Consider the following 22,403-nt stretch of genomic DNA (forward strand, 5'->3'; position numbering starts at 1 on the left):
TGCGCCCGCGTCAGTGACGCGCCGCCCCGGCGGCCTTGGCGGCGGACGTGCCGGCCAGCCGGCCGAACACCGAGCCCGACACCAGCCCCGTTCCCGAACCGTAGTTGAAGTAGTAGAGGCCACCGAGCATCTCGCCCGCGGTGTACAGGCCGGGGATGGGCTTCATCGTCAGGTCCAGCACCTGGCTGCTCTGCGGGTCCACGCGCAGCCCGCCGAAGGTGAAGGTGATGCCGCAGGTGGTGTTGTAGGCCTCGAAGGGCGCGGTGTCCACGGGCAGCGCCCAGTTGGATTTGGGCAGCGCCAGTCCCTCGGTGCGGCAGCCGTCCTTGACGGCGGGGTTGTAGGGCACGCCCTGCACCACGGCGGCGTTGTACTCGCGCATGGTCTTGAGGAACTGCTCGGGGTTCACGCCTTCGAGCTTGGTGGCGAGTTCTTCCAGCGTATCCGCGCTGACCTTGGTCGCGCGCTTGTCCTGGTATTCCGAGCGCGCGTACTTCTTGGACTTCGCGTCGAAGACCTGCCAGGCGAACTGGCCGGGCTGGTTGAGGATCTCCTCGCCGTAGACGGCGTAGGTGTAGTTGTAGAAGTCCGCGCCTTCGTCGACGAAGCGCTTGCCGTCCGCATTGACCATCACCGACAGCGGATAGCTGTGGCGGTACCAGCTGTTCATGAGCGTCACGTCGCCGAACTCGGGGGCGTTGCGGTCCCAGGGCGTCGTGTGCCGGCCCGACCAGTTGCCGTGCGGGCAGGCGCCGATGTCCAGCGCCATCTTCAGGCCCTCGCCCATGTTGAAGCGCGTGCCGCGCACCTTGGCGAGCTCCCAGCCCTTGCCCAGGTACTTGGTGCGCATCTCGGGGTTGGCCTCGAAGCCGCCGCACGCGAGGATCACCGACTTCGCGCGGAACTCCACCACTTCGCCGTTCTGCAGCGTGCGCACGCCGGAGACGCGCGCGCCGTCGTAGAGCAGGGAGGTCGCGCGGGTTTCGTAGATCACCTCGATATCGGCCTTGAGCGCCGCCTCGTCGAGCACCTGCACCAGGCCTTCGCCGCCGCCGGACACGGCCACCGGGTTGCGCCCGAAGAACTTGCGCCGGCCGTTGACCACCTGCGAGGTCGAGCCGTAGAAGGGCGTGAAGCGAACGCCCTTGGATTTGAGCCACACCATGCATTCCAGGCTCTGCTTGATGAGGGTCTCGGTGAGGTCCGGGTCGCAGCGGAACGCGGTGACGCGGAACATGTCGTCGAAGAATTCGTCGACGGTGTTGGTGTCCCAGTCGGTGTTCTCCGCTTCCTCGTCGCTGATGTCGATGAGGCGGCGCAGGTCGTTGACGTCGTTGTAGGCGATGCGCATCGCGCCGCCCGCGAAGCGGCTGTTGCCGCCGGCCTCGTACTGCGGCGCCGCTTCCAGCACCACGACGCGGGCGCCTTCGTCCCGGGCGGACAGCGCCGCGCACAACGCGGCGTTGCCCTTGCCCACCACGATGACGTCGTATTCCTTCATGCTCTGCTGCTCCTGTAAGTCGGTTGGGGTGGGCTACAGCGTGGTGCGCTGCTCGTCGGGCACGCCGTAGCGCTCCTCGAGCTGCTGCACCTGCGGCAGCCCCGCGATGTCGGTGAACTGGCGGAAGTCGGCGATGTGCGGGCGCAGGTGGCCCACGGTGCCGGTGCGCGCGAGTTCGGCGAAGGTGTGTTCGATGGCGGGCACGGCCGCCATCAAGCCGCAATGGGGGAAGAAGGCGAGCTGGAAACCCAGCGCGCCGAGCTCGGCCGTGTCGATGCCGCTGTCGGGCGCGAGGCTGCAGGAGAGCGGCATGCCCGCGAGTTCGCTCGCGATCGCGACGGCGCGTGCCGGGTCGCGCAGCATGCCGACGTGGATCATGTCCGCGCCGGCTTCGCGATAGCGCGCCGCGCGGCCGGCGACGGTGGCGAGCGAGGAGGCCTGCGCCGCGCCTTCGACGGCCGCGATCAGCACGAGTGGGGCGCCTGCCCGCACGTCGACCGCCGCGCGCAGCTTGGCGGCCATGTCGGCGACGGAGATGGACGCCGTGGCGTGGCGATGCGCCCGCGGCTCCTGGGCGTCGCAGAGCATGACGCCCGCGGCGCCCGCGCGCTGCAGTTCGGAAACCGTGCGGCGCACGTTGATCGGGTTGCCGAAGCCGGTGCCCGCATCGACCACCGTCGCGAGACCGGATGACGCGATGCAGCGCGATGCGTTGTCCACCAGTTCGGTTGCGGTCAGCAGGCCGGCGTCCGCCGTCCCGAGGCGGTTCAGCGCGGAACCCGCGAGGCTCACGAAAGCGACCTCGAAGCCGGCGATCGCCACCATCCGGCCCATGAGGCCGTCGGCGGTCTCGGGCACCGCCCGGCAGCTTCCCGCCGACAGCAGGGCGCGCAACCGCGCCGGCGCCGAGCTTTCGGGGGTGAGGACACCATTTCTGGCGTTATCGTTCTGCTGCATAGAACTTAGATTCTGAACTGGAGCTATCATCCGGGTTAGCGCTATCTTTTGTCAATCGCTTTTGGCGGCCATCGGGGTTTACTCGGATAAGTGGTTGCCGCCCTTGACAAGCGCTGGAGCGGGGGCGGACACTCCTTTTTAATAACAGACCGATAGTTCTGCGTAGCAGAACATCTTGAACCAAGGATACGGGATGAGTGAGATCCGGCCGCTGTTGATCCACGGCGAGTGGGTGCGCGACACGGGAGCGACGCTGAGCTCCCAGAACCCCGCGACGGGCGCGCAGAACGAAGCGCTGGCGGCGGCAACGCCCGAGGTCGTGGCCGAAGCCGTGCGCTCCTCGCGCAAGGCCGCGGCCGACCCGGCGTGGCGCAGGATGCTGCCGCACCAGCGCGCGCGGCTGCTGACGAAGCTCGCCGACATCGTCGCCGCGCGCAACGCGGACTTCGCGCGGGCGCAGATGGTGGAAAACGGCAAGCCGCAATCCGAGTGCAAGGCCCAGGCCACCGCCGCCGAGGGCATTTACCGCTACTACGCGGCCGTGTGCGAGACGGTGGGCTCCGAGGTGACGCCGTCGCGCGGCAACTACATCTCCATGACGAGCTACGAGCCCTATGGCGTCGTCGCCGCGATCACGCCCTGGAACTCGCCGCTCACGATGGAGGCGCAGAAAGTCGCGGCCGCGCTCGCCGCGGGCAACGCCGTGATCCTCAAGCCCTCCGAAGTCACGCCGTCCTGCGCGCTGGAGCTCGGCCGCGCGGCGCTGGACGCGGGTTTTCCGCCCGGCATCCTCAACGTGCTGCCCGGCACCGGCGCGCAAGCCGGCGACGCGCTGGTCAAGCACCCCGACGTGCGCATGGTGTCCTTCACCGGCGGCACGGAAAGCGGCCGACGCATCGCGCGCGCCGCCGCGGAAAAGCTCATGCCCGTGGCGCTGGAGCTGGGCGGCAAGTCTCCGCACATCGTCTTCGCCGATGCGGACCTCGACGCGGCCGCGGCGGCGGTGGCGGGCGGCATCTTCGAGGGGACGGGCCAGTCCTGCGTCGCGGGTTCGCGCCTCTTCGTGCAACGCGCCTGCTACGACGCGCTCGTCGGCAAGGTCGTGCAGCACGCGCGCGCCCTCGCGCTCGGCCTGCCCGATGCGCCGGGCACGCAGATGGGCCCGCTCGCGTCCTTCGTGCATCGCGAGCGCATCGAGAAGTTCGTGGCCTCGGCGCGCGAGGAGGGCGGCGAGATCCTCACCGGCGGCGCGCGCCCGGGTGGTGCGTCGCTGCAAGCCGGCGCGTATTACGAAGCGACCGTGATCGCCGGCCTGCCGAACACCGCCACCGTGTGCCAGCAGGAAATCTTCGGCCCGGTGCTCGTCGTGCTGCCCTTCGACGACGAGGACGACCTCGTGGCGCAGGCGAACGACTCGGCCTTCGGCCTGGCCTCGGGCATCTGGACGGGCAGCTACCAGAAGGCCTGGCGCGTCGCGCAGCGGCTGGAGGCGGGCACGGTCTGGATCAACACCTACAAGCAGCTGTCCATCGCGACGCCCTTCGGCGGCTACAAGGACAGCGGGCTCGGCCGCGAGAAAGGTATCTCCGGCATGCGCCTGTACCAGCAGCAAAAAAGCCTGTATTGGGGCCTGTGAGCCCCGACCGCCAAGGACACGAATGAGCACACAACGAACCATCGGATTCATCGGCCTGGGCGTCATGGGCGAGCCCATGTGCCGCAACCTCGCGACAAAGAGCGGGCAGCGCGTGCTGTGCCACGACCTGTCGCCCGCGCCCATGCAGCGCCTTTCCGAGTACGGCGCGCAGCCCTGCGCGGACGTGGCGGAGCTGATGCAGGCGAGCGACGTCGTGATGATCTGCCTGCCCTCCGGCAAGGCGGTGACGGAGCTCATCGCGCGGCTGCTGCCGCACGTGCGCCAGGGACAGGTCTTCGTGGACCTGAGCACCTCCGGCGTCGACGTCGCGCGGCACTCGGAAGCGCTGCTGCGCGCGAAAGGCGCGCGCTTCATCGACACGCCGATTGCGCGCACCCGCCAGGCGGCGGAGAACGGCACGCTGCTCATCATGGCGGGGGGCGACGCGGCCACGATCGACGAGGTGCGGCCCCTGCTGCAATGCGTCGCGACCGACATCACCCACTGCGGCCCCATCGGCGCGGGGCAGATGACGAAGATCCTGAACAACATGGTGATGTTCCAGACCGGCCTCGCGCTCTCGGAGGCGTATGCGATCGCGCAGCGCGCGGGCTTCGATGCGAACACCATCTTCGGCACGCTCAGCCAGGGCTCGGGCGACAGCTTCGCGCTGCGCAACCACGGCATGAAGGCCATCCTGCCCGGCGAATTCCCGATGCGCGCGTTCTCGGTGCAGTACGCGCGCAAGGACCTGTCGTACGCGATCTCGATGGCCAGGGACATGGGCATCACCGTGCGCGGCTGCGACGCGGTGGATGAAACCTTCCGCAGCGCCATCGACGCCGGGCAGGGCGACAGGTACTGGCCGGTGATCAGCCGCGTGATCGACGGCACCGCCGCCCCCACCACCCCGCAGGAAAGGGCCCCAGCATGAACACCCGCCGCCGCTTCGTAGGATCGATGTCCGCCCTGGCCGCGCTCGCCGCCGGCGCCCCGCTGCGCGCGCGCGCGCAGGCCGCGGCGTCCGCGCAAGGCTTCCCGAACAAGCCGATCAAGATCGTCTGCCCGTACGCCGCGGGCGGCCCGAGCGACATGGTCACGCGCATCGTTGCGCAGCGCATGTCCACCTTCCTGAACGTGCCCGTGGTCGTGGACAACAAGGCCGGCGCCAACGCGCTCATCGGCATGGAGTACGTCGCGCACCAGCCCGGCGACGGCTACACCCTCGTGATGTTCTCGCAGGGCGGCTCCGTGCTGAACACCGCGGGCCGCGCGACCATGCCCTACGACCTCCTGAAGGACTTCCGCGCGGTGGGCAACATGGCGATCCTTCCGCAGATCTGCGCCGGCAGCAACAACATCCCGGTGAAGAACCTCGCGGAATTCACGGCGTACGCGAAGGCGAACCCGGGCAAGCTGAGCTACGGCTCCTCCGGCCCCGGCGGCACGCCGCACCTCACGGGCGAGTGGATGAAGCTCATCTCGGGCATCGAGATGACGCACGTGCCGTACAAGGGAACGGGGCCGGCCACCATCGACCTGATCGCGGGGCACATCCACATGCTCTACACGGAGGTGCCGGTGCTGATCGAGCACATCCGCGAGGGCAAGATCAAGGCATTGGCCGTGAGCACGAAGAACCGGCTCGCGCTGCTGCCGAACGTGCCCACCGTCGCGGAGTCGGGCTATCCGCAGATCACCGGCTCGAACTGGTTCGGGCTCGAGGTGCCGTCGTCCACGCCGACGGCCATCGTCAACATCCTCAACGACGCGCTGAACAAGACGCTGGAGCATCCGGACACCAAGGCGGCCATGCTCGCGCAGGGCGCCGAGCCGGACCCGGGCCCCGCCGAGAAGTTCGACAAGTTCGTACGCGACGAACTCGTGCGCTGGCAGGGCGTGATGAAGGCGACCAAGGTCCAGCTGACCTGACGTTTCGCGGGCGCTCACAGCGCCACCTTCTTCGTCACCGGGAAGCCGAGCTGGCCGTTGTGGCCGAACATGTAGCCGCTCGTGCGCAGCGGATCGCCCGTGACCACGATCATGAAGTGTTCCGGCGCCCAGACGATGGGCACGAGCCGGTCCGGGTCGTCCGACTCCGCGTAGACGGCCGGGATGTTTCCCGCCCGCACCTCTCCGGCGAGGTTCCAGATGGGCTTGTGCGTCCAGTCGCGCAGCAGGCGTTCGAACTCCCACGCGGGAAGGCGTGCATGCTCGAAGAGGAAGCGCTTCACGTCTTCCTTCGACCACCCCGCGGCGGCGATCGTCTGCGCGATGATCGGCGTGATGAGCGCGAGCGGGCGCAGCATGCCGTAGCCGGTGCCCACGCTGAACATGACCTGCCAGAAGGTCTGCTTGACCAGGCCGTCGGCCAGGTAGGCGAGCAGCTCCTGCGGCGTGCTGCCGGACATCGACGACGCCATGCCGCCGCCGGTGTAGCGTGCGATCGTCACGGTGTTGTCGCCGCTCGCGAAGCCCTGGTCCTCGCCCAAGGTGCGCCAGCCGATGGCCCGCACGGCCTCCTCGTTCTCCGCGATGGCGACCCGCCAGGTGTTGCCGAAGGTCGCCTTGTCCGTCTTGTGCGGCAGGAAGCCGGCGACGTTGCGCAGGTAAAGCCGCCAGAAGCGGCCGACGGTGGTGTTGGCCTGGAAGCCGTCGCGCATCACGCCTTGCGTGCAGTTGAAGCCGAGCTTCGGGATGGCGGGGCCGTTGAGGATGATGAGCGTCTCGCCGCCCGGCGTATTGCCGCTGTGCTCGACGCCGTAGCGCGGATCGGCCATCGCCTGCGCCAGGGCGACGAGCACGGGCATGTATTCGGGGCGGCAGCCCGCCATCACGCCGTTGACGGCGACGTTCCAGACGGTGGCGGCGCGGCTGTCGGGGAGAAGGACGCCGATGACCTCATCGGCATGGTGGACCGTGTGCGCGAGGAATGCGGCAATGCGATCGTGCGTGGGTGGCACGATGGGCAGGCCGTCGCTCCATTCCTTGTCGATGAAATGCTGGTTCAGCGCCGACCAGCCGCCGCGAAAGACGATCTCGCGTGGCCGCGGCTCGTCCGCTGCCGCGTCGCCTCGCGCGATGCAGCCGGTGAGGTTCTCGATGATCCCCGGCACCGTCACGCGCGAGACGTTGTCACGCAACTCGTCCACCGCCTGCACCGCCGGGTGCCCAACGAGCGTCGCCCAGGGAAGGTCGGGAAAGCCCAGCCCCATGCGCGTGGCCTTCGCCTGTTCGACGAAGCCGGTGGATACGAGCGATGACGACGGGATCCCCGCCGCCTCGCACGCCGCACTCGCCCGCAACACGGCAGGCGTGCAGCTGCCTCAGGCGGCGACGGCCGTGATGACGGCGTCGACGCCCGCGGCCCTCAGGCGCGCGGGCAGTGCGGCGACGACGGCCCGCTCGTCGCTGCCGTGGATGTTGCCGATTTCGCGCCAGTCCATGAAGCGGATGCCGGCGAAGCGCTCCTTGAGCCGCTGCTCGACCGTGGCGAAAATCTCGTCGCCACGGAAGAGGTAGTCCCACAGCAGCGCGACGTGCTTGCCTTCGAGGTTCGCGAGGCGCGGGGCCAGCGCCTTCGTCGTCGCACGCCGCTCGCCGCGGGGCCAGTAGGCTTCGAAGTGGCCGTCGTCGCAAGGCTTGTTCATGGTGTGTTTCCCGGAGATGTCGGCGACTGCCGGCGGGTCTTGCATGGTGGGTTTGGAGCCCTCCATCGTCAATCGGCGGGATTGAAGAGAGCATTCGGGGAATGCGAATGGTCCAGCGCCAATTCGAACTGACCGGACGCAGAATTCGCAGAAGTTACGCGGAAGAAGGCAAGAAAATTCAAAATGAATTCTGGTCTTTTCTGAATTCCTTCTGCGTAACTTCTGCGAATTCTGCGTCCGGCCAAGTTAATTGAAGCCGTCCCCACCTTCACACCGAAAAACCAAACGGTGTTTTTGGAATTGCCGCGTTGGCGGCGGCGGCGCCTGCACCTACGATGGCGTCACACGGAAGGGAAACACTCCCGGTGGAGTGGCCGGACTTCAAACCCGGAGTGGGTCGCTAACGATCTTGTGTGGGTTCGACTCCCACTCTCTTCCGCCACCTTTTTCCAGAGAGACGCGGCCATCCTTCCATCATGCTGACCTCCAGCAGCCAGGCGCGCCGCGCCATCCCCGCCGTCGATACCCTGCTCAAGGCGCCCGCTTTCGGCGTGCTGATCCACGACTTCGGCCGGCCGCTGGTGCTCGACTGTTTGCGCAAGCTGCTCGCCGACCAGCGCAAGCGCCTGGCAGGGGAGCGCTCCGCCGCGGTGCCGGACGACGACACGCTGGCGGCCGAATGCCGCGAGCGGCTGTCCGTGGCGGCGCGGCCCTCGCTGCGGCCCGTGTTCAACCTCACGGGCACCGTGCTGCACACGAACCTGGGACGCGCGCTCTATCCGGCGGAAGCCGTCGCCGCGGCCTCGCAGGCGATGGCGCGCCCGGTCAACCTCGAGTACGACATCGACGGCGCGGGCCGAGGCGAGCGTGACAGCCACGTCGAGGAGCGCCTGCTGCGCCTCACCGGCGCCGAAGCGGCCGTGGTGGTGAACAACAACGCCGCGGCGGTCTACCTCACGCTCAACACGGTCGCGGGCGGCGGACGCGAGGTCGTCGTGTCGCGCGGCGAACTCGTGGAGATCGGCGGCGCGTTCCGCGTGCCGGAGATCATGGCGAGCGCCGGCTGCGTGCTGCGCGAGGTGGGCACGACCAACCGCACGCATCCGCGCGACTTCGAGTCGGCCCTCGGCGAACGGACGGCGGCGCTGATGAAGGTGCACGCCAGCAACTACGAGATCCGCGGCTTCACCGCGGAAGTGCCGGCCGCCGAGCTGGCGCGCATCGCCCACGCGGGCGGCGTGCCGATGATCGAGGACCTGGGCTGCGGCATGCTGGTGGACCTGGAGGATTTCGGCCTGCCGCACGAGCCGACGCCGCGCGAATCGATCGCCGCCGGCGCCGACCTCGTCACTTTCAGCGGCGACAAGCTGCTCGGTGGGCCGCAATGCGGGATCATCGTCGGCCGCAAGGACCTGGTTGCGCGCATCCGCAAGAACCCGATGAAGCGCGCCCTGCGCCTGGACAAGGTGCGGCTCGCGGCGCTCGAAGCCGTGCTGGCGCTCTACGACGACCCGCAGCGGCTGCGCACGCGGCTGCCCACCATCCGCCTGCTCACGCGCAAGGCCGATGAGATCGCGGCGCAGGCGAACCGTGTGCGTTCGGCGATGCAGCAGGCGGTGGGCGAGGGCGTTGCCGTCGACGTCGCGGAATGCGCGAGCCAGATCGGCAGCGGTGCGCTTCCCGTGGACACCTTGCCGAGCTCGGGGCTGCGCCTGTCGCCCCTGAACCAGCGCGGCGGCGCCGTGGATGCGCTGGCCGACTCGTTCCGCCGCCTCCCGGTCCCGGTGATCGGCCGCATCCGCGACGGGGCGCTGTGGCTGGACTTTCGCTGCCTCGACGAATCGCAGGAGTCGGAATTCACATCGCAGCTCCACGAGCTGCAGCTGCCCGGGGACTGAGTTGATCGTCGCGACCGCCGGTCACATCGACCACGGCAAGACGACGCTGGTGAAGGCGCTCACCGGCGTGGACACGGACCGCCTGCCGCAGGAAAAGGCGCGCGGCATCTCCATCGACATCGGCTTCGCCTACTGGCAGACGCCCGGCGGTGCGGTGGTGGGCTTCGTCGATGTGCCGGGCCACGAGCGCTTCGTGCGCAACATGCTCGCCGGGGTGTGCGGCATCGACTACGCGATGGTGGTCGTCGCCGCCGACGACGGCGTGATGCCGCAGACGCGCGAGCACCTGAACATCCTCGACCTGCTGGGCATCCGGTTCGGCGTGGCCGTCATCACCAAGGCCGACCGCGTGGACAGCGCGCGGCTGCGGGAGGTCGCCGACGAGACGCGCGGGTTGTTGCAGGGCACCTCGTTGCAGGATGTCCGCGTGCTTCCGGTGTCGTCCGTGACGGGCGCGGGCGTCGATGCGCTGCGCGACGCACTCGCGCAGGCGGCCGCCGGCTTCACGCGCAACGCGTCCGAAGGCCGCCGCATGCGATTCGCCGTGGACCGTGCATTCACCGTCGCGGGCAGCGGCACGGTCGTCACGGGCACGGTGTTCGACGGCGCGGTGCGGCTGGGGGACCGTCTGCTCCTCTCGCCCGGCGGCCGCGAGGTCCGCGTGCGCGGGATCCAGAAAGACGGTGTGAAGGCCGAGCGTGCGCAGGCCGGCGAGCGCTGCGCGCTCAATCTCGCGGGCGTGGAGCTGTCGCAGGTGCAGCGCGGCGACTGGGTGCTGCATGCGGATTTGCATGCGCCCACGAGCCGGCTCGACGTGGAACTGCAGGTGCTCCCCGGCGAAGCGCACGCGCTTGCGCATCGCACCCCCGTGCACCTGCACCTGGGTACGCGCGACGTCACGGCGCGCGTGACGCTCAGCCACGGCAGCTCGGTGGAACCCGGCAGGCGTGCGTTCGCGCGGTTGATCGTGGACCAGCCCATCGCGGCGGCGCGCGGGGACCGCTTCATCCTGCGCGACCAGTCCGCGCAGCGCACGCTGGGCGGCGGCTGGGTGCTGGACGCCTCGCCATCGCAGCGGCGCCTGCCGCAGGAGATGCGTGTGCGGCAGATGCAGGCGCTGGCGCAGCCTACCCCCGTGGACGCGCTGCGGGCCCTCGTCGCCTGCTCCCCCGGCGGCGTCGACGCGACAGCCTTGACGCGCAACTTCAACCTCGCACCCGAAGCCTTCACGCAGCTCCTGAAAGAAGCCGGGCTGGCCGCCGTGGGCACCGGCGCGCAGACCCTCGTGCTGACGCCCGCGGCCGCGGACGCGAAGCTGCTGCGTAAACCCGTGCAGGCGCTGCCGGAGAACCCGGAACACGTGCGGCTGTGGCAGCTCGCCGAGCCGGTGCTCCGCCGCGCGGGCTTCGCCGGGGTGACGGTCGCGCAACTGTCCGAGGCCTTGCGCGCGAAGGAATTCGTGCTGCGCGATATGCTGCATCGCAAGGCGCAGGCGGGCGACACGGTACGCGTGAACGACGACCGCTTCTACGCGCGCGCCACCATCGATGAATTCATCCGCGTCGCGCGCACCGTCGCGCAGCACGCGCCGGACGGCCGCTTCACCGCGGGCAAGTTTCGCGACGACGCGGGCATCGGCCGCGCGCTCGCCGTGCAGGTGCTGGAAGCGCTGGACCGCATCGGCGCGACGCAGCGTGTCGCGGACGTCCGCGTGATGCGCTCGCCAGCCCGTTCCCCTTCTTCCGAATCCCCTCTCCAAGGAGCCAGAACCCCATGAGCGACACCACATCCCACGACGTCGTCGTGATCGGCGCCGGCGCGGCCGGCCTCAGCGCCGTGCGCGAGGCATTGAACGCGGGGCTCAGCGCCGCCTGGCTGGAGGCGCAGATGTTCGGCGGCCTCGTGCTCAACGTGAACGAGCTGGACGGTGCGATCGCCGGCAGCGGCGCGGAACTGTCGTCGACGTGGATGACGGATGCGATGGAGGCCGGCGGCGAGAACCTGGAAGCCGTCGCCTCCGCGATCGAGCGCGACGGGGATGCACTGGTCGTCGTGAGCGACGCGGGCCGGCATCGTGCGCGGGCCGTCATCGTCGCGTCGGGCGCCGCCTTGAAGAAGCTCGGCGTACCGGGTGAAGCGGAGCTGGAATACAAGGGCGTCTCGCATTGCGCGGATTGCGACGGGCCGATGTTCGAGGGGCAGGATGTCGTGGTGGTCGGCGGCGGCGATTCGGCCCTGCAGTCCGCCATGGTGCTGTCGAAGTTCTGCGGCAACGTGCACCTCGTGCACCGGGGCGACACCTTTCGCGCGCAACCGCACTGGGTGGAGGCCGTGAAGGGCGCAGGGAACGTGAAGGTCCACTGGCACAGCGAGGTGAGCGAAGTGGTCGGCACCGACGGCGTGGAGGGCGCGCGCGTCAACGGCGAGGTGATCCCCTGCAGCGGCTTCTTCGCCTTCGTGGGCTTGAAGCCATCGAGCGAGTTCCTGCCCGCGGAGATCGAGCGGGATGCGTTCGGCGCGGTGAAGGCGTCGGACGCCATGGAGACCTCGATGCCCGGCGTGTTCGCGGCGGGCATCGTGCGCTCGGGCTGCGGCGGCACGTTGGAGGATGCGGTGGCCGATGGGCAGGCGGCGGCGCGTGCGGTGGCGGCGAAGCTGGGGGCGTTGCAGGGCGCGTGAGGTGGATTGCGGGCCGGGCCCGCAATGAGGTTTGAGAGCGGGCTCAGGTCCCCGAGAAATCGCCCTCGCGCCGGTCATACACCCCGTAGAACCTCCGCACATGCTCCAGCATGCCGCCCTTCGGCTGTGCATACATCAGGCTTCGGCTCACATCCAGCACCCCCGCCGCGCGGCCGCGGGCGATGAACTCGGCGTGGTGGAAGAGCACGCCCAGTGAGTCCAGCACCACGGCGCCTGCCACCTTCAGCATGCCCTGTCGCACGAGGAATTCGTTGAGCACGCCGTCGCCGGGGATGATGACTTCCGCGCCGAGTGCGAGTGCCTGTTCGCACGCCGCGGTGAAGCTCGCGCGCAAGCCGTCCACCGCTTCGGGCCGCTCCAGGTCGAAGAGCTTGACGGCGGGCGTCATCGCGACCACGCCCGCCATGCGCGAGGTGAGGCCGTACGCGGCGGCGAGGTCTTCCGTGAGCATCTTCTGGAAGGGCGTGAGCGAGATCATCGCGAACTTGCGGCCCAGCGAGCACGCGGTGAGCATGCACGATTCGGTGAGGCTCAGCACCGGGATGTCCACGAGCGAGCGGGCCGCGGTAAGCGCAGGGTCGAAGAAACAACCGAGCGCGAACGCGTCGTAGCCCGCCTGCTGCGCGGCCATCGCGGCCTCGCACACCTGCGTATCTCCCAGCAATCGCAAGCCTGCGATGCTGTTCATGTCCATCGGTGCGAAGCCCGGCGGATAGGTGCCGGGCCGCAGGCCATGCACGGTGACTTCCGCGCGGCCCTGCATCACCTTCGCGCCGTGCGCAGCGAGGGTGTCGCGATACAGCGGGAACGCGTCGAGGTCCGTGAAGCTCTGGTGCCAGATGCGCATGCCGCCATCCTAGGCGCGCGCCCACGCGGTGCCCGTTCGCATATTGCGAAAACACCCTTTGAGGACCCGTTGTGGTGCGTCCGGTGCGCGCTTCCTACACTGGCGCGCATGTCCACGCATTCCTCGCGCGGCGGCCTCGCTATCGGCCGCATCTTCTCCCTCGTCGCCATGTCGCTCGCCGCGGCGGCCTCGCTGGTCGCCCCGGGCACGGCGGGCGCTCAGGGTTTCCCCGCTAAGCCGATCCGCCTCATCGTGGGCTACACGCCCGGCGGCTCCAACGACATTGCGGCGCGCATCCTCGCGCCGCGCCTGGCCGAGGCGCTGAACACGACCGTGCTCGTGGAGAACAAGCCCGGCGCGAGCGGCGCGCTCGGTTCGGACTATGTGGCCAAGTCGCCGCCCGACGGCTACACGCTGCTGGTCGCGAGCGCGAGCCCGGTCGTCATCACGCCGCACACGCTCGCCAAGATCCCGTTCAACACGCTGACGGACTTCTCGCCCATCAACACCATCGGCCTCACGCCCGAGGCGATCGCGGTCGGCCCGCGCCTGAAGGTGACGACGCTCAAGCAGCTGCTGGAGACTGCCCGCAAGCAGGACGTGACGCTCGCGTCCTCGGGCAACGGCGGCCTGCCGCACCTCACCATCGAGCTGCTCACGCAGGCGTCGAAGGGCCGCATCGTGCACGTGCCGTACAAGGGCGCGGCGCCCGCGATGACGGACACCGTCGCCGGCCACGTCGACGGCATCGTGATGGACCTGCCGCCGCTCTTTCCCTTCATCCAGGACGGCAAGCTCACCGCGCTCGCGATGACGAGCGACAAGCGTTTCGACATGCTGCCGAACGTCCCCACCGCGCGCGAAGAGCTGCCCGGCTTCACGGTGACGAACTGGATGGGGGTGTTCGCGCCCGCGAAGACGCCGAAGGACGTCGTCGACCAGATCAACGCCGCGATCGTGAAGATCGTCGCGCGCGAAGACGTGAAGGCGCAGCTGCTCAAGGCCGCGCTCGTGCCGTCCGTCATGGCTTCACCGGATGCATTCACCAAGTTCGTTGCCGAGGAGTTCAATCGCTGGGGCAAACTGGTGAAGGAAAAGAACATCACTTCGGATTGACCCATGCATCGCAAAGCCTTCCTCGCCGCGCTCGCCGCGGCCGCCTGCTGCCTCGTCACGGCCGCGCACGCGCAGAGCTTCCCCAGCCGCCCCGTCACGCTCGTGTCGCCGTTCCCTGCGGGGAGCGGCAGCGACCTCACGGCGCGTGCCGTCACCCCGGGCCTGGCCGAAGTCCTCGGCCAGCCCGTGGTGGTGGAAAACCGCCCCGGCGCGGGCGGCGCCATCGGCGCGCAGTACGTCGCGAAGGCGAAGCCGGACGGCTACACGCTGTTCCTCGCCAGCCTGAGCTTCTCCGTGCTGCCGAGCCTGATGGAGTTGAACTTCGATCCCGCGAAGGATTTCGAAGCGGTGATCCTGATGGGGCAGCAGGGCATGGCCTTCGTCGTGCCGACCAGCTTGCCCGTCAACTCGATGGCTGAACTGGCGGCGCTCGCGAAGTCGCAGCCCGGCAAGCTCAACTATGCGTCGGCCGGCAGCGGCAGCATCGGCCACCTCGCGGGCGAGCTCTTCAAGAACGAGCGCTCCCTGAACATCGTGCACGTGCCGTTCAAGGGCACGCCCGAGGCGCTGACGGCGATCATGATGGGCGAAGTGCAGATGGGCCTCATCGCCATGCCGGCGGCCGAGGCGCAAATCAAGGCGGGCAAGGTCAAGGCGCTGGCCGTGACGGGAACGAAGCGCTATGCGGGCTTGCCTGAAGTGCCGACCCTCGCGGAATCGGGCCTGCCCAGCCTGAGCGATTCCGTCTGGTATGTGGTGCTCGCACCGGCGGGCACGCCGAAGGATGTGATCGACAAACTGAATGCGGCTTTCCGCCAGGCGATCGCCAAGCCGGCAACGGTAGAGCGCATGGAAGGCCCGGCCAAGACGGCGCCCTCCGTGAGCACCCCGCAGGAAGCCACGGCCTATGTTCGCGCGCAAATCGTGAAGTGGAACGGCGTGGCGGCGCAGGCGGGGTTGAAGCCGCAGGCGAACAAGTAGGGGTGCCGGGGCGCGTCAGGTATTTTTGAACGCAGAGGGCGCAGAGGTTACGCAGAGGACGCAGAAGGAACAGCCAAGGGAATACAAAAGTCGTTGTGACTTTTCTTTGCGCCCTCTGCGTAACCTTTGCGTTCTCTGCGTTCAAGAAGACCCCCCGAAAAAGCGAATGGTGTTTTCCCCCGCAGCCCTGTACGCAACCTTCCGCGGCTCCTAATATCACCCGGCACACCACCCAAAGGACCCTCCATGGACAAACTCTCCGTCATCAGCCCGATCGGCGCCGAAGCCGTCGAGCAGAAGAACCTGGCCAAGCGCCTGGACACCCTCAACGGCAAGGTCGTCGCCGAAGTCTGGAACGAGGACTTCAAGGGCGACATCATGTTTCCCATCTACCGGGAACTGCTCAAGGAGCGCTTCCCCGACGTGAAGATCGTCCCGTACACGGACATCCCCTTCGCCTCCCTCAAGGGCACGCCCTCCTACCAGAAGGAAGTGCTCGGCAGCATCATCGAGGCGCTGCGCGCCAAGGGTGCCGACGCAGTCATCACCGGCAACGGGGGCTGAGGCACCTGCACACCGGCCGCGGTGCGGCCGGCAGCAGAAGCAGAAAAGATCCTGGGCATCCCCTCCGCGGTGGTGTCCCTGCCCGGGTTCAACATGGTGGGCCAGCTGGCGGCGAAGGCCGCGGGCGTGCCGGACACGCCCGTGGTCGAGTACCCGGGCGCCGTCGGCGTGGACCACGCGGAGATCCGCGACAAGATCAAGAACGTGCTGTTCGAGCGCATCGTCAATGCGCTCACCAAGCCGGTCAAGCCGCGCGTGCTCGGCAAGGCGACGGACTGGGATTCGAAGAAGATCGTCTTCGAAGGCACCTTCGAGCAGGTCAACGCGCATTTCCACGAGATGGACTGGAGCGACGGCCTGCCCGTCGTGCCGCCCACGCTCGAGCGGGTGCAGGAGTTCCTGAAGTACACGGACCGCAACCCCGACGAGGTGATCGCCGTGCTGCCGCAGATGAACCTGCGCGCGACCGCATGGAACATCGCGGCCAATGGGGTGATGGCGGGCTGCAAGCCGCAGACCATGCCCATCCTCATTGCGATGGTGGAGGCGCTGGCCGAGGACAAGTACAACCTCGACAACATCGGCACCACCTGGGGCATCGTGCCCTACGTGTTCCTGAACGGTCCGATCGCCCGGGAGCTGGGCTTCAACAACGGCCAGGGCCTGATCTCGCGCGGTGCGAATCCGTCCTTCGGGCGCGCGCTCGGGCTCATCATCCGCAACATCGGCGGCTACCGGCCGGGCAAGAACCAGATGGGCACCTTCGGGTACCCCATCAACTTCTGCTTCGCAGAGAACGACGAGCTGAACCCCTGGGAGCCCTACCACGTGGAGAAGGGCTTCGACCGCAACGCGAGCACGGTGTCCGTGAGCACGACGATGAACTGGGGCTTCCAGCCCTCGCCGTACACGCGCGACGACATGAGCGGCGCGGAAGTGGCGCTCAAGCAGCTGTGCCGCGATGCGCTGCGCAAGCCCGCCTTCGCGCTCTTCGCCGAGCGCGGCCCGGTGAGCTTCGTGAACGACATCACCTTCGTGCTGTCGCCGCCGGTTGCCAAGGTGCTGGCCGACGCGGGCTACTCGAAGGACGACATCCGCAAGTACATCTGCGAGAACACCACGGTGCCGCGCAAGTACCTGGAGTTCGAGCTCGCGTACACGATGGCCGAGGTGCACACGATCGAGGAGAAGATCAAGCTGGGCACCTACCCGCCGGAATTCGACGTGGGCCCGGACGACCCGATCCGCGTGATGCCCGGGCCCGAGTACATCGAGATCCTCGTGGCGGGCGACCCCGGACGAAACCGGATCAAGACGCTCGACTCCGGCTACACGCGTGTGACCACGAAGGAGATCAAGCTGCCGAAGAACTGGGCGGACCTGCCGAAGAGCTGAGCCCTGCAAACGCCATACGTTGGAGACAAGAGATGAAAACTTCCCGCCGCAAGATCCTGCTGGCAGCCGCCTCGTGCGCGGCGCTGCTGCCGCAGCTGGCGACCGCGCAAGCGGCCTGGCCCGACAAACCCGTGCGCGTCATCGTGCCCTGGGCGCCGGGCGGCATCACCGACATCCTGGCGAGGCTGGTGGCGCAGAAGCTGTCCGACAAGTTCGGCCAGCAATTCATCATCGACAACAAGGCGGGGGCGGGCGGCAACATCGGGGCCGAGATGGTCGCGAAGGCCGCGCCCGACGGCTACACGCTGCTGCTCACCAACCCCGGCGCGTTCGCGACGAACCAGTACCTGTACAACGACATGCGCTACAAGCCGTCGGACTTCGCGCCCATCATCGTGCTCGCGAAGTTCCCGAACGCGCTGATCGTGAACAAGGACCTGCCGGTGAAGACCGCGCAGGAGTTCATCGAGTACGCGAAGAAGCACCCGACCACGCTGAACGGCGGTTCGTCGGGCGCGGGCAGCTCGGGCCATCTGTCGCTGGAGATGTTCAAGTCGATGACGGGCGTGCAGATCCAGAACGTTTTCTACAAGGGCGCGGCGCCGACCAAGCTCGACCTCGCGGCGGGGCGCATCCAGGTCGTGCTGGACAACGTGCCGGGGTACCTGAGCGAGTTGCAGGGTGGCAGCGTGAAGATGCTGGCCGTCGGGACGAAGACACGCCTTTCGACTTATCCGGATGTGCCGACGCTGGATGAGGTGGGCGTGAAGGGCTACGAGTCGTCCGTCTGGTATGCGATGGCCGCGCCCAAGGGCACGCCGGCTTCCATTGTTCAGCGCGTCAATGCGGCGGCGCAGGCTGCGCTGGATTCGCCGGACGTGCAGGAGAAGCTGAAGCCGCTGCAGGGGATTGCCGTGGGTGGATCGCCGGACGATGCGGGCAAGTTCTTCGCGGAAGAGTCGCAGCGGTGGAAGGGGATCATCGAGAAGAGCGGGGCTAAGGTGGAGCAGTGACTTGCCTTGAATTTTTGAACGCAGAGGACGCAAAGGTTACGCAGAGGACGCAGAGGAAATTCCAGAAGGAAGACAAAGAAAAATTCTCAATTGGATTCGGTATTCCTCTGCGCCCTCTGCGTACCCTTTGCGCTCTCTACGTTCGAAGATCCCCAAGCGCGTCCCAGTCCCGCATCAGCGCCTGAATATCCCCGCAGCCGCCCCACTGTCCAGCAGCAGGTTGATTCCCGTGATCGATCGGGCGGCAGGCGATGCCAGGAACACCGCGGTGTTCGCGAAGTCTTCCGGCGTCGGCAGCCAGCCCAATGGCATCGACGCCGCCGCATCGCGCACCGCCTGGTCGACATCTTTCGATCCCAGGAACTCGAACTGCCCGCGCAGGAAGGGCGTGTCCGTCGAGGCCGGTGCGATCGCGTTCACACGCACGCCCAGCGGCGCGTACTCCAGCGCCAGGGCCTTCGTGAGGCCGACGATCGCATGCTTGGTCGTCGTGTAGATGCTCCGCTGCGCGCGGGCCGTGACGCTCTGCAGGGAACTGGTGAAGATCAGGCTCGCCTGCCTGCTCTTCACCAGGCTGCGCAACGCGGCCTGCGCCGAATAGATCGTGCCCAGCACGTTCACGTCCACGATGCGCTTGATGAAGGCCGGGTCCGACTCGTGGAACACGCCCGCGAAACCCAGGCCCGCGTGGGCGCAGAACACGTCGATGGGTGCGCCGAAGAAGGCCTCCGCGCGGGCGACGAGGGCGTCGCATGCCGCGGGCTCGGCGATGTCGCAGGTCACGCCGATCGCGCGTTGGCCCGTCGGGTCGATCTCGCGCGCGCAGGCATTGGCGGCGTCGCCGTCGATATCGGCCACGACCACCCGAGCGCCTTCCGCCACGAAGCGTTTCGCCGCCGCCGCGCCCAGGCCGCGCGCGGCGCCCGTCACGACGGTGTTGTAGCCCTCGAGCTGCATGAGGCGCTCAGGCGGTCTTGCCACCGTCGACCAGCAGTGACGCGCCGTTCACGTACGAGGCTTCGTGCGACAGCAGGAACAGCGCGACGTTGGCGACTTCTTCCGGGCGGGCCGCGCGGCCCATCGGGTTGCCCGATGAGCGGATGCGCTTGAGCTCGTTCAGGTCCTTGCCGTGCGTCTCGGTTTCGTCGGGACGGGACACCAATGTGTCGAGCATGGGCGTGTCGGTCGTGCCGGGGCAGACCACGTTCACGCGGATGTTGTCGGGGCCGTAGCGCTTGGCCAGGGACCGCGCCAGGCCGATCACGCCCCACTTGGCGACCGAATAGAGCGGGCTGAAGGGCGAGCCGATCACGCCCGACGTGGATGAGGTGAAGAGCATGCTGCCGCCGCCGCCGTCGCGCATGAGGGGAATGGCCTCGATCGCGCTCGCCAATGCCGCGCGAACGTTCAGGTTCATCGCGACGTCGAATTCCTTCAGGTCCAGCCCTTCGACGCGCGAGACCGAGGGGTGGCCGGCATGCGCCCAGAGGAAGTCGAGCCTGCCGAAGCGCTTGTGCGTCTCGTGCACCAGGCCGCGCGCGAAGTCCTCTTCCATGAGGTTGCCGGCCAGCGCAAAGGCCTGGCCGCCCGCGGCCTTGATCGTGTCGGCGACTTCCTTCGCCTTCGCCTCGTCGAGGTCCACCACCGCGACGGCCGCGCCCTCGGCAGCGAAGCGGATGGCGCCCGCCCGGCCCATGCCGGAAGCCCCGGCGGTGACGATCCCGAACCTGTCGGCCATGCGCATGCTTGTCTCCTCGATGAAAGTCAGGCAACTGTAGGTTTCGCGCGGGCGCGGCGAAAGCGCCCTTCATCGAAGTCAGTTTTCGCTTTTTGCGCGTCGCCCCGCCGGCGCGGCGGGGGCATGATCGCTGCATCTTGGGCATTTCGAGGCTAGGCATGGAGCAGCGCAATTTCGATCTGGTGGTGGCGGGCTGCGGCGTCGCGGGCCTCTCCGCGGCCGTGGCGGCGGCGGAGGGCGGCGCGAAGGTCGCCGTGATCGAGCGTTCCACGCGCGAGGAGCGCGGCGGGCAGAGCCGTTACACCGAGGCCTACCTGCGCATGAAGAGCCTCACCGAAGTCACCGACGATTTCGAGACGCACCTGGCCGAGAACGGCTCGGGCGCGATCGACCCGGAGCTTGTGGAGGAGGCCGTGCATTCCCAACGCGGGGCGCTCGCGAAAGCGCTGAGCATTGCCGACCCGACCGTGATCGAGCGGCTCGCGACGAACGCCGGCCCCACGATCGCGTGGCTGCAGGGCATGGGCGTGCGCTTCGACTTCCTGCCCACGCAGTTCCTCACCAAGTCGCAGCCGCGCCTGCTGCCCGTGGGCGGTGGCGCCGCGCTGGTGGAAGGGCTCGCGGCACGCGCCGAACAACTCGGCGTCACCTTCTTCTACGAAACGACCGCAACGGCCCTGCAGCAGGACGACAGCGGTCGCGTGTCGGGCTTGAAGGTGCGCACGCGCAGCGCCGGCACCATGGTGCTCGGCGGCGACGTCGTACTCGCCTGCGGCGGCTTCGAAGGCAACATGGAGATGATGACGCGCTACATCGGTCCGCGCGCGGTGTACCTGCGGCCCGTGTGCAAGGGCGGCTACTACAACCGCGGCGAAGGCATCGCGATGGGCCTGGCCGCCGGTGCGGCGGGCTGCGGCGATTTCGGCAGCTACCACGCCGAGCCGGTCGACCCGCGTTCGGGCGTCGCCGAGCCGTCGATCTTCATCTTCCCCTACGGCATCCTGGTCAACCTCGACGGCAAGCGCTTCACCGACGAGGCGCCGGGCACGGTGGACGCGTACTACGAACGCGTGACGCGCCGCATCTACGAACAGCGCGACGGCACGGCGTGGGTGGTGCTCGACGCGCGGCACACCCGCATCCCCAACTACAAGCTCGGCATCCGCACGGACAAGCCGCCGGTTGCGGGCGATTCGCTGGCGCAGCTCGCACAGCGCATCGGCGTACCGGCGGATGCGCTCGAAGCGACGGTGCGCGAGTACAACGCGGCCTGCGGGCCCGGCGAGTGGAAGCCGCTGGAGCTCGACGGCGTCGCCACGCGGGGGCTCGTCCCGCCCAAATCGAACTGGGCCATGCCGCTCACGGAAGGGCCGTACCACGCCTACCCGATCATCTCGTCCAACGTGTTCACCTTCGGCGGCCTGAAGATCGACGAGTCCGCGCGCGTGGTCGACGCGGACGGCGTGCCGATCCCCGGCCTGTATGCCGCGGGGGAGACGGCGGGCATCTACTACCGCAACTACACCGGCGCGACCTCCGTGCTCAAGGGCCTCGTGTTCGGGCGCATCGCGGGAACGCACGCCTCGTCCACGCGGCAGGAAGCGGCCGCATGAGCGCGGGCGCGAACGACTGGGCCGGACGCATCGCACTCGTCACCGGCGGGCGCGGCGTCATCGGCAGCGCGATCATCGAGGCACTGCGTGCGCGCGGCGCGATCGCCGTGTGCGCGGACGCGGGCGGTGAACTCGACGCCGGCGGCGCGGACAAATCCGCGCTCTCCACCGGCACGCTGCGCCTGGACGTGACGAACCGCGATGCGGTCCTCGCGCTCGTCGCGCGCATCGAGAAAGTCCTCGGCCCGATCGACCTGCTCGTGAACGTCGCGGGCGTCGTCTCGTTCGGCAGCGCGCAGGATCTCGCGGAAGCCGAATGGGACCGCGTGATCGACATCAACCTCAAGGGCAGCTTCCTCGCCTGCCAGGCCGTGATGGCGGGCATGAAGCGCGCGGGGTTCGGCCGCATCATCAACATCGGCTCGGTGGTCGGCAAGAACGCCGGCAACGCGCGGCCCTGGATCGACAGCGCCGAGCAGCTGCGCGCGGGCAACGTGGCCTATGGCGTTTCCAAGGCGGGCATCCATGCCATGACGGGGTTCCTCGCCAAGGAACTCGCGTCCCACGGCATCACCGTCAACGCCATCGCGCCGGGCCCGATCGCCACGCCGATGACCACCAGCTTTCCCGCGCAGCTCAAGGCGCTGATCCCCGCCGGGCGCATGGGCGCGGCGGCGGACATCGTGCACGCGGCGCTTTTCCTCGGCTCGCGCGAAGCCTCCTTCATCACCGGCGAGATTCTCGACGTCAACGGCGGCATGCTGTGCGACTGAGCGCTTTCCTTTCCCCTTTTC

Annotated in this window: 18 protein-coding genes, 1 tRNA gene and 1 pseudogene; 14 read left to right on the top strand and 6 right to left on the bottom strand. The window is 68.4% G+C overall.

Going from position 1 to position 22,403, the window contains the following annotated elements; all coding sequences use genetic code 11:
• Positions 1–10: 10 nt before the first annotated feature.
• Together tcuA and I5803_RS00080 are read right to left on the bottom strand one after the other, a co-directional pair.
• A complete protein-coding gene (gene tcuA, locus I5803_RS00075; RefSeq protein WP_196984395.1) occupies positions 11–1,501 on the bottom strand; it encodes an FAD-dependent tricarballylate dehydrogenase TcuA in 1,491 nt (496 codons plus the stop codon).
• Positions 1,502–1,534: 33 nt separating this feature from the next.
• Positions 1,535–2,458 carry an isocitrate lyase/PEP mutase family protein gene (locus tag I5803_RS00080; RefSeq protein WP_196984396.1) on the bottom strand — a complete coding sequence of 308 codons (924 nt, stop codon included), beginning with the start codon at positions 2,456–2,458 and terminating at the stop codon, positions 1,535–1,537.
• Positions 2,459–2,651: 193 nt separating this feature from the next.
• Between I5803_RS00080 and I5803_RS00085 the strand changes: the two genes are divergently transcribed.
• From I5803_RS00085 to I5803_RS00095, 3 genes are read left to right on the top strand one after another with little or no spacing between them, the layout of a single operon-like run.
• Entirely contained in the window at positions 2,652–4,094 is a 1,443-nt protein-coding gene (locus tag I5803_RS00085; protein ID WP_196984397.1) for an aldehyde dehydrogenase, read from the top strand.
• A complete protein-coding gene (locus tag I5803_RS22355; RefSeq protein ID WP_435520868.1) occupies positions 4,081–5,028 on the top strand; it encodes an NAD(P)-dependent oxidoreductase in 948 nt (315 codons plus the stop codon). The genes I5803_RS00085 and I5803_RS22355 overlap by 14 nt, the downstream gene beginning before the upstream one ends.
• Positions 5,025–6,026, top strand: coding sequence for a Bug family tripartite tricarboxylate transporter substrate binding protein (locus I5803_RS00095; RefSeq protein ID WP_196984399.1), 1,002 nt, complete (start codon positions 5,025–5,027; stop codon positions 6,024–6,026). The genes I5803_RS22355 and I5803_RS00095 overlap by 4 nt, the downstream gene beginning before the upstream one ends.
• A 14-nt stretch (positions 6,027–6,040) precedes the next feature.
• Here the strand turns inward: I5803_RS00095 and I5803_RS00100 are convergent, their stop codons facing one another.
• Positions 6,041–7,810 (bottom strand): UGSC family (seleno)protein, encoded by a 1,770-nt coding sequence (locus tag I5803_RS00100; protein ID WP_435520831.1) that lies wholly within the window; start codon positions 7,808–7,810, stop codon positions 6,041–6,043.
• Positions 7,811–8,091: 281 nt separating this feature from the next.
• Between I5803_RS00100 and I5803_RS00110 the strand changes: the two genes are divergently transcribed.
• From I5803_RS00110 to I5803_RS00125, 4 genes are all read left to right on the top strand, one after another.
• Positions 8,092–8,186: transfer RNA gene (locus tag I5803_RS00110), tRNA-Sec, on the top strand.
• Between the two features lie 34 nt (positions 8,187–8,220).
• Complete coding sequence (gene selA / locus I5803_RS00115; protein ID WP_196984402.1) at positions 8,221–9,642, top strand: L-seryl-tRNA(Sec) selenium transferase; 1,422 nt, start codon at positions 8,221–8,223, stop codon at positions 9,640–9,642.
• A 1-nt stretch (position 9,643) separates the two neighbouring features.
• Complete coding sequence (selB, locus tag I5803_RS00120) at positions 9,644–11,419, top strand: selenocysteine-specific translation elongation factor (RefSeq protein WP_196984403.1); 1,776 nt, start codon at positions 9,644–9,646, stop codon at positions 11,417–11,419.
• Positions 11,416–12,321 carry an NAD(P)/FAD-dependent oxidoreductase gene (locus tag I5803_RS00125; RefSeq protein WP_196984404.1) on the top strand — a complete coding sequence of 302 codons (906 nt, stop codon included), beginning with the start codon at positions 11,416–11,418 and terminating at the stop codon, positions 12,319–12,321. Before selB ends, I5803_RS00125 begins: the two co-directional genes overlap by 4 nt.
• A gap of 43 nt (positions 12,322–12,364) precedes the next feature.
• Here I5803_RS00125 and I5803_RS00130 read toward each other — a convergent pair whose 3' ends face one another.
• A complete protein-coding gene (locus tag I5803_RS00130) occupies positions 12,365–13,189 on the bottom strand; it encodes an aspartate/glutamate racemase family protein (protein WP_196984405.1) in 825 nt (274 codons plus the stop codon).
• Positions 13,190–13,297: 108 nt separating this feature from the next.
• On the opposite strand from I5803_RS00130, the gene I5803_RS00135 reads away from it, so the two are divergent.
• From I5803_RS00135 to I5803_RS00155, 5 genes and pseudogenes are all read left to right on the top strand, one after another.
• The gene (locus tag I5803_RS00135; RefSeq protein ID WP_196984406.1) at positions 13,298–14,305 is read left to right on the top strand and encodes a Bug family tripartite tricarboxylate transporter substrate binding protein; all 1,008 of its coding nucleotides are present in this window, start codon (positions 13,298–13,300) and stop codon (positions 14,303–14,305) included.
• Positions 14,306–14,308: 3 nt separating this feature from the next.
• Positions 14,309–15,286: a Bug family tripartite tricarboxylate transporter substrate binding protein gene (locus I5803_RS00140; RefSeq protein ID WP_196984407.1), complete on the top strand. Its 978-nt coding sequence runs from the start codon at positions 14,309–14,311 to the stop codon at positions 15,284–15,286.
• A 246-nt stretch (positions 15,287–15,532) separates the two neighbouring features.
• Positions 15,533–15,850 (top strand): hypothetical protein, encoded by a 318-nt coding sequence (locus I5803_RS00145; protein ID WP_196984408.1) that lies wholly within the window; start codon positions 15,533–15,535, stop codon positions 15,848–15,850.
• Positions 15,851–15,862: 12 nt separating this feature from the next.
• Positions 15,863–17,245, top strand: a pseudogene (locus I5803_RS00150) (hypothetical protein); the annotation flags it as partial.
• 32 nt (positions 17,246–17,277) lie between these two features.
• Entirely contained in the window at positions 17,278–18,258 is a 981-nt protein-coding gene (locus tag I5803_RS00155) for a Bug family tripartite tricarboxylate transporter substrate binding protein (protein ID WP_196984410.1), read from the top strand.
• 174 nt (positions 18,259–18,432) lie between these two features.
• Here the strand turns inward: I5803_RS00155 and I5803_RS00160 are convergent, their stop codons facing one another.
• On the bottom strand, positions 18,433–19,215 hold the full coding sequence (locus tag I5803_RS00160; protein ID WP_231402306.1) for an SDR family NAD(P)-dependent oxidoreductase: 783 nt from the start codon (positions 19,213–19,215) through the stop codon (positions 18,433–18,435).
• 7 nt (positions 19,216–19,222) lie between these two features.
• A complete protein-coding gene (locus I5803_RS00165) occupies positions 19,223–20,002 on the bottom strand; it encodes an SDR family NAD(P)-dependent oxidoreductase (protein ID WP_196984412.1) in 780 nt (259 codons plus the stop codon).
• A gap of 152 nt (positions 20,003–20,154) precedes the next feature.
• Here I5803_RS00165 and I5803_RS00170 point away from each other — a divergent pair, with 152 nt between their 5' ends.
• A complete protein-coding gene (locus tag I5803_RS00170; RefSeq protein WP_196984413.1) occupies positions 20,155–21,609 on the top strand; it encodes an FAD-dependent oxidoreductase in 1,455 nt (484 codons plus the stop codon).
• Complete coding sequence (locus I5803_RS00175) at positions 21,606–22,382, top strand: SDR family oxidoreductase (protein WP_196984414.1); 777 nt, start codon at positions 21,606–21,608, stop codon at positions 22,380–22,382. Before I5803_RS00170 ends, I5803_RS00175 begins: the two co-directional genes overlap by 4 nt.
• The last annotated feature ends 21 nt before the right edge of the window (positions 22,383–22,403 follow it).

Source organism: Caenimonas aquaedulcis (assembly GCF_015831345.1).
Classification (GTDB): Bacteria; Pseudomonadota; Gammaproteobacteria; order Burkholderiales; family Burkholderiaceae_C; genus Ramlibacter; species Ramlibacter aquaedulcis.